The organism is Modestobacter sp. SYSU DS0904, from assembly GCF_054051115.1.
In genome coordinates this window covers 46,352-53,335 of the sequence record NZ_JBJHAQ010000028.1, presented here as the reverse complement: position 1 = coordinate 53,335, position 6,984 = coordinate 46,352, and the positions used below count along the sequence as shown (strand labels likewise).

Genomic DNA, 6,984 nt, shown 5'->3' with positions numbered 1-6,984 from the left:
CCGCCACGACGAGCACCGCCACGACGAGCACCGCCACGACGAGCACCGCCACGACGAGCACCGCCACGACGAGCACCGCCACGACGAGCACCGCCACGACGAGCACCGCCACGACGAGCACCGCCACGACGAGCACCGCCACCACGAGCACCGCCACCACGAGCACCGCCACCAGGGGAGCGGCCCAGCGGAGCCGGCGACGACGCCCCGGCGCCGCTGCGGGCTCGCCGTCGGCGACCGGCTGGGGTGGTGCTGCCGTCGCGCCGGCGACCGGGCGGAGCGGGGACCGCCCGCAGGACTCGATGACACGCGGTGCGCCACCACCGGGGTACCCCGGGACGCGCTCGAGCGCCCAGGCGTCGAGGTCCCGGACGGCTCCGGAGAATCTTGTCGCGGGGACAGCGGCCGGCGGCCCAGTTGTCCAGGGTGCGCACGCTGACCCGGTTGCCGGAGCGGCGGGCGAGCTGTTCCTTGCCGCCGGTGGCGCCGAGCAGCCAGTTGACCTGGACGACGAACGGGTCGGCGGGCGCTCCGGCGGACGCCCCTCTCTCCGGGCGGCCGGTGGTGCGGTGGGCGCGGTCAGCCGCCGAGCAGGTCGCCGACGGTGCCGATGATGCCGCCGAGCAGGCCCTCGGTCGGCTCGGGCGCCTCGGTGGTCGGGGTGGCGGCCGGGGTCTCCGGGGCCGGCGCCGGGGTGGTGGGTACCGCGGACGGCGCCGCCGGGTCGCTGGGCGCGGGGGAGCCGGCCGGGACGGACGGGGCCGGGGGTTTCGGCTGCGTGGGTGCCGGCCGGACGGGCTGCGCGGTGCTGATGGGTTGCGGCACGGTCTGCGGGGTGAGCACCGTCCGGGGCGTCGACCGCTGGGCGGTGTTCGGCGCGGGGGTGCCGACGGTGGCGGGCGTCGAGGGGACGAGTGTGATGACGGGGGGCGCCACGGCGGCCGGCTCCGGGGAAAGCGGGGCGGGCTCGGGTACCGCGTCGACGGCCTGGCCCTCGGGGGTGACCTCGACGTCGTCAGGGACCTCGTTGGTGGCGGCCACGGTGGCGGGGTCGGTGGGGGCAGTCGGTCGGCTGTAAGGGTCGCCGATGCCCGCGGACGTGGGGTCGGCGAGCTGACTGCCACGCTCGAGCTCGGCGCGGGTGGCGTCCTCGCGCTCGGGGACGGCGGCGACATCGGCGGCGACGGCGTCGTGCAGGCCCAGGTTGCTGCTGGAGCGGGCGAGCACCGGGGCGAGGGCCATCACGACGAGGGCGCTGCAGGCCACGATCTGCTGGGTGAGCCGGCTGGCGGTGCGCGGGCGCGGCTTCGCCGGGGCCTTGGTCCGGCGGATCTGCTTCCCGGCCGGGCGGCGCTGCTCGGCGGGGCGGCGCTGCTCGGCGGCGCGGTGGCGGTCGGTCTGCAGCGGCGGGGGAGGCGGCAGGTCGGGAGCGGCGTACCGGGGAGCTCTAGGGGTGACCAGCGGCGGGGGAGGGGGCAGGTCAGGCGCGCCGTACGCGTAGCGAGGAGGTGCGGCCGGGGCGACCTGCGGCTCGACGGAGACGGCGTGGTGGCGCCCGGTCTCGGTGAGCGTGGCGCCCACGTCGATGCGGCGGTGGCGGCCGGTGGTCCCCGGACCCTGTGCTGCGGCGTGCACCCTGCTGCTTCCCCCCGTTCACCCGCCGGCCGGCAGCCAGCGATGAAGAAGATAGGGCGCGTAGTCGCACGTGCACAGACCGCTACCGCGTGTCCCCCCGGGACACGCCATGCCATGCGTGGCGGGTCAGCGGGAAGCGCAGGTCTCTCAGTCGCCGGCAGGTGGCGTCACAGGTCCCGGCCCGGCGAGCATCGCACGGATGAAGTCCTGATATGCGGGCGCCAGCTCATCGGCCGGGAGCAGGCGCGCCGCCGCCCTCAGGTCAGGTAGCCGGCTCGGCAGCAGGCGCAGGGCCGCCGCGAGGTCATGCACGTCGCCGGGTCGGGCGAACAGCGCCGCGTCCCGGTAGATGTCCCGGAACAGCGGCAGGTCGCTGGCCACGGCCGGCACCCCGCGCTTGCGCGCCAACGCGGCCATGCCCGAGTTGTCGATGCTGCGGTAGGGCAGCGCCACGACGTCCGCCGCGGCCAGCAACTGCGCAAGGGTGGACTCCTCGAGCCACCCGGGGCGCAGCGTGACCACCGGGTCCACCCCGAGGGATGCAGCCAGCGCGGGCAGGTCCAGCTCGGGCCACGGCCGCCCGGCCATGAGGACGTGCACCGGCAGGTCCGGGTCCTGAACCCGGGCCGCGGCCAGAGCTCGCAGCAGGACGTCGGGTCCCTTGTAGGGATAGAGGTAGCCGAGGAGGGCAACAACGATCCGGTCGGTGGGGAGCCCCAACGCCGCTCGCTCGTCAGGGTCGGCACTCCCGGCGGGCGCCTCGGCGGTGATGTCCGGCGGGGGGAAGGGCAGCCGAACCACGTTCATCCGCCGCGTCTCGGCCCAGGCCTGCATGGCGTCGGTGTGCACGACCACGTGCTGCGCCCGGCGGGCCGCCGCCACCACCAGTCGCGAGTCCTGGTCCCTGACCTGTGGCGCCCGGTTGTGCACCGTGGCCACCACGACGGCCCCGCAGGCACGCAGCGTCGCCACCAGTGGCAGTTCGTAGGACGGCCGCATGCCCAGGTGCACCCAGGCGATGTCACCCCGGCGCACGGACCGCGCCGCGCGCAGTAGACCGACCAGGGCTGCCCGCGCCTTGCCCACCGGTCCACCGGCCCCACGGGGAAACCAGACGGCCGAGGTCGCGCGCAGCCCGCCCACCGGGCCGCCGTCCGTGGTGGCGACGACGACGTCGGAGACGGGGGCGACCAGGTTGGCGACGTCGACCGCGTACCGGCCGATGCCGCCGTGCCCGAACTCCTCGACGAGCCAGACTCGATGCTCGGAACGCCGGTGGGCCGTCACGGGTCGGTGACCGCGCGACCAGTGGCCGTGGACAGGGCGGTCGCCCTCACCACGTAGCCGGCGACGACGGCGCCCCAGGTCCGGCCAGCCACGACGGTGCGCTCCCCCTGGACGGGCCGTGCCACCACGGCAATACCGACTCCCGACAACCGGCACGCAACCTAGCGCACATTCTCATTCGTGCCGGAAGTCGTCGGCGCACCACATCAACCGTCAACACGGATCCTGCTTCGAGTTCGCGCCTTGGATGGCCAGCGCGCCTATAGCACTGGACGGTGGGACGTGCGGGAACCTGCTGCCGCATTCACACGATCGGGTGCTCGTGCCGATATGTCACCGATCGATCATGGTTCGTCTTCCCATTACCTGAACGAGTCCTTACGTTTCCGCCATGCCCGCAACGTCTCGCAGAGTTCTCATTTCTGCCTTTGACTGCAGCCCCGGTCGAGGGTCGGATCCGGGGACGGGCTGGGGGTTCGCCGAGGCCATGGCGAAGCATCACGAGGTGTGGGTGCTCACCAGCACCGCGAACCGGCCGGAGATCGAGCGGGAGCTGAGCCGGATTCCTCGCGCTGACTTGAACTTCGTCTACTGCGACCTGCCGTCGTGGATGTCGCGGCGAACGCAGGGGCGGCACATGCGATGGAGCCTCTACTACTACCCGTGGCAGGTCTTGGCCTACGTCGTTGCCAAGCGACTGCACCGCCGAGTGGACTTCCATCTGGTCCATCACATCACGCTGATGAAGTTCTGGATGCCGACGTTCCTCTTCCTGCTGCCCGTGCCCCTGATCTGGGGGCCCGTCGGTGGTGGTGAGTCAGCTCCCCGCTCGCATTACCCGAGTCTGGGCATCCGCGGGAGGCTCTACGAGGCCGCGCGTGATGGCATCCGCGCCCTGGGTGCACGAGACCCCTTCGTCCGGCTGAGCGCGCGACGCAGCGTGCTGGCCTACGGGACCACCGAGGAGACCTCCACGCGGCTCCGCGCTCTGGGCGCCCGGACGGTCCGCACCCTCCCGGGGGTGTGCTTGCCCCAGGAGGAGATCGAGGCGCTGGGGTCGCGGCCATTCGGCTCCGACGGGCCGCTACGGCTGATCAGCATCGCCCAGCTCCTGCACTGGAAGGGGTTCCAGTACGGCCTGGCCGGATTCGCAGCAGCCGGGCTCCCGGACGCCGAGTACTGGATCGTCGGGGACGGACCCGAGCGCGCCTCGTTGGAGCGACTGGCGGAGCGGCTGGGCGTTGCCCAGCAGGTGCGTTTCCTGGGCGCGCTCGGACGGGTGGAGACCATGGATGCGTTGACCGAGTGCCATGCGCTGGTGCACCCCAGCCTGCACGACTCCGGCGGCTCGGTGTGCCTCGAGGCCATGGCGGCGGGGCGTCCGGTGCTCTGCCTGGACACCGGTGGCCCCGCCGCACTGGTCGGAGAGGACGCCGGGATCCGCATCACCCCCTCGAGCCCGGCGGACACGGTGCGCGGCTTGGCCGAGGCCATTCGCATGCTGGACTCCGCACCGCAGCTGCGCGTCCGTATGGGGGAAGCGGGGAAGAGGCGGATGGCCCAATTCGATTGGGACAGCCGGGCGGAAGAGTTCGTCCAGATCTACGAGGAAGTGCTCGTAACGTGAGCATTGGGCGAAGTTGCAGACGCTGCACCTCGACCGGCCGAACATGGGGGCAGGGTGACCGAGCGACCCGGGGCGGCCAGTCAGCTGGCGGACAGGCTCCCCGAGCGACCGGGCATGGCGTCAAGCAGAGCTGTGCGGCCAGCCATGCTCCTCGCAGTCTGATAGAGGCAGCTCGCTGGACTCACTCAGTCAGGCAGACAAGCCAGTGCGACTAGGACGACCCCGTCCACCAGCATGCCCACCGTCGGGGCACGCCGGTCCGCTACGTCAACCTCGCCCGGCGAGATGGTGCAAATACATGTGAAGAGTTGGACGAACTCCGAACGGAGGCAGGCGCCGGGTGCACGGCCGCGTCGCCGCTCAGAAGATTAAGGAACCGCGCCGCCGGGCTACGGCCACCGGCACCACGCCGTCGACGGCCGCTTCCGGCTGGCCTGCACTGAAACACGCGTCGACGATCGCAAGGAGGCCGGGGTCGCCTCTAGGACCCGGGCGCTGGCATGGTCGCCGGCTGCGGGGTCACCACGAGCCGGGTGCTGCTCGACCACGGCTCGGTCTACCGCCTCGGTGGCCAACCTCCCGTCGCTCGCGTCACCAAACTGGCGGATCAGAACAGCTAGTACTCTGCGGCCTCACGCCGAGAGAGGAAAACGCCCGTGGAGCAAGACGGTAACCGCCCCAGCGTCTCCGTGGTGATTCCCACACGAGGCCGACCAGACTTCCTGCAGCAGGCACTCGCGTCCGTCCAAGCCCAGGACTTCGACGGACTCATTGAAACCATCGTCGTATTCGACCACAGTGACGCGGATGCGTCACTGGCCGAATCGTCGACTCCCACCCGGCCAGTCCAGGTCGCGGTGAACACGCGCACGCCCGGGCCGGCCGGCGCTCGAAATACGGGGATTCAGGCTGCATCCCACGACCTAATCGCTTTTCTTGACGACGACGATGTCTGGGCTGTCGAGAAAATCCGCCGCCAAGTAGACGAAATGCAACGCAGCGGAAGACGAGCCGTGGCGACGACCATCCTGGTCGACGACGGTGGTCAAGTGTCGGAGCGTAGCCTTGGGTCCAGTATTCTGCAGTTCTCCGATCTCTTGCGTAGTCGGACGCAGACGGTTCACCAGTCGACTGTCGTGGTTGAGCGGATGTACCTGGTGAATGAAGTCGGACTGTTTGATGAGCAGATACCGAGCAGTTATGGTGAAGACTTCGACTGGCTTCTGCGAGCCACTTCGATTGAGCCGATACAAATTGTGTTAGCTCCCTTGACGCGCGTGCGGTGGCACAGTACGTCATGGTTCTACGACCGATGGCACATCATCGTTGCGGCATTGCTGTACCTGACCGAAAAGCATCCTTTATTGTGGTCCGACCGGCGAGGGTCTGCTGTCCTCATGGGCAGGCTGGCCTTCGCCCATGCCGCAATGGGTGAACGCCGCAAGGCGCTCCGTTGGATAGCACGAACGTTTCGCACCGACCCATTGCAGCCGCGATGGATGCTTGCTCTACCGGTCGTGGCAAGCGCGCGAGCAGCTTTACCGGTCCTTCGCGTGGTCCGACGGGCCTCCGGCCGAAGCGTCTGATGTGTGATCCAGACGAGACAGGCAGCCCGGCTGGAGTTCTGTGATGAAGTCCGGCGGTCCACGGCGGCACAATCGGGGCTGACCCGGTTCTTGGAACAGATCGGGTCGTTGCCCATGCCATAGTGAGCCCCGAGGGCGGGAAGGGCTTGCGTCGGGTTCGGACCGGTGGGCCGAGGACGAAGTGGCGTCGGCGGGGTTACCGAAGGCATCGATCCGCTCGATGACCGTCGGCTCCACCGGCCCGGGCGACCATCGTGACCGGCCTAGTGTTGCGGCTCCCACCTTCGTTTTGCTGCGCTGATACAGCAGCTTGGCTCTGGTCTGGAGGCAGCGGGTTGATGCTTGCTGTCGTCTGGGCCCCCACTCCCCACAGCGAATGCGGGGCGGCGCATGGTGTGCGGGTCCGGGCCCTCGGCAATGGCGTCGACAAGAATGAGGGCAACAGGCTGTTGTGCGCCGTCGTAGCCATAGGTTCTTCTCCAAGGCCAGTTGTTGCCCGATGCACCCATGTCCCTCAAGCCAGGCAGCCGATGGCGATTGAGGTAGTGGTAAGACGTCTGGCTGCCTAGCCGCGGTCCGGATGACGATGCGGAAAGTCGTGTCAGCGCCGTCGGTGGCCCGCCGAATGCTGCCATTGTCAATGGCAGCGAATCCGATCCAGTGTCATCCGGTCGCTGAGGAAGTGGCCCACGCCGGCGCCCGGCTTCCCGCCCGTCACCGCCCGAGAGCGATGCGCGGGGCGAGAGCGGCGCGTTGGCCCGGCACCCGTCGTCTACCTCCCGCCAAGGTGTGACCCCACCCTGGAGGGTGAGGGTGGCACTGTGAACACACAGGGAAGCCGCGGGGATG

4 protein-coding genes are annotated in these 6,984 nt (G+C 70.1%); 2 read left to right on the top strand and 2 right to left on the bottom strand.

Going from position 1 to position 6,984, the window contains the following annotated elements; genetic code table 11:
* Positions 1 to 579 precede the first annotated feature (579 nt).
* Both ACI79U_RS16285 and ACI79U_RS16280 read right to left on the bottom strand, forming a co-directional pair.
* Positions 580 to 1,635, bottom strand: a complete 1,056-nt coding sequence (locus tag ACI79U_RS16285; RefSeq protein WP_457070340.1) for a hypothetical protein — start codon at positions 1,633 to 1,635, stop codon at positions 580 to 582.
* Positions 1,636 to 1,782: 147 nt separating this feature from the next.
* On the bottom strand, positions 1,783 to 2,922 hold the full coding sequence (locus ACI79U_RS16280; protein ID WP_457070338.1) for a glycosyltransferase family 4 protein: 1,140 nt from the start codon (positions 2,920 to 2,922) through the stop codon (positions 1,783 to 1,785).
* A gap of 511 nt (positions 2,923 to 3,433) precedes the next feature.
* On the opposite strand from ACI79U_RS16280, the gene ACI79U_RS16275 reads away from it, so the two are divergent.
* Both ACI79U_RS16275 and ACI79U_RS16270 read left to right on the top strand, forming a co-directional pair.
* Positions 3,434 to 4,549, top strand: coding sequence for a glycosyltransferase family 4 protein (locus ACI79U_RS16275; protein WP_457070336.1), 1,116 nt, complete (start codon positions 3,434 to 3,436; stop codon positions 4,547 to 4,549).
* Between the two features lie 656 nt (positions 4,550 to 5,205).
* Complete coding sequence (locus ACI79U_RS16270) at positions 5,206 to 6,135, top strand: glycosyltransferase family 2 protein (protein WP_457070334.1); 930 nt, start codon at positions 5,206 to 5,208, stop codon at positions 6,133 to 6,135.
* Positions 6,136 to 6,984 lie beyond the last annotated feature (849 nt).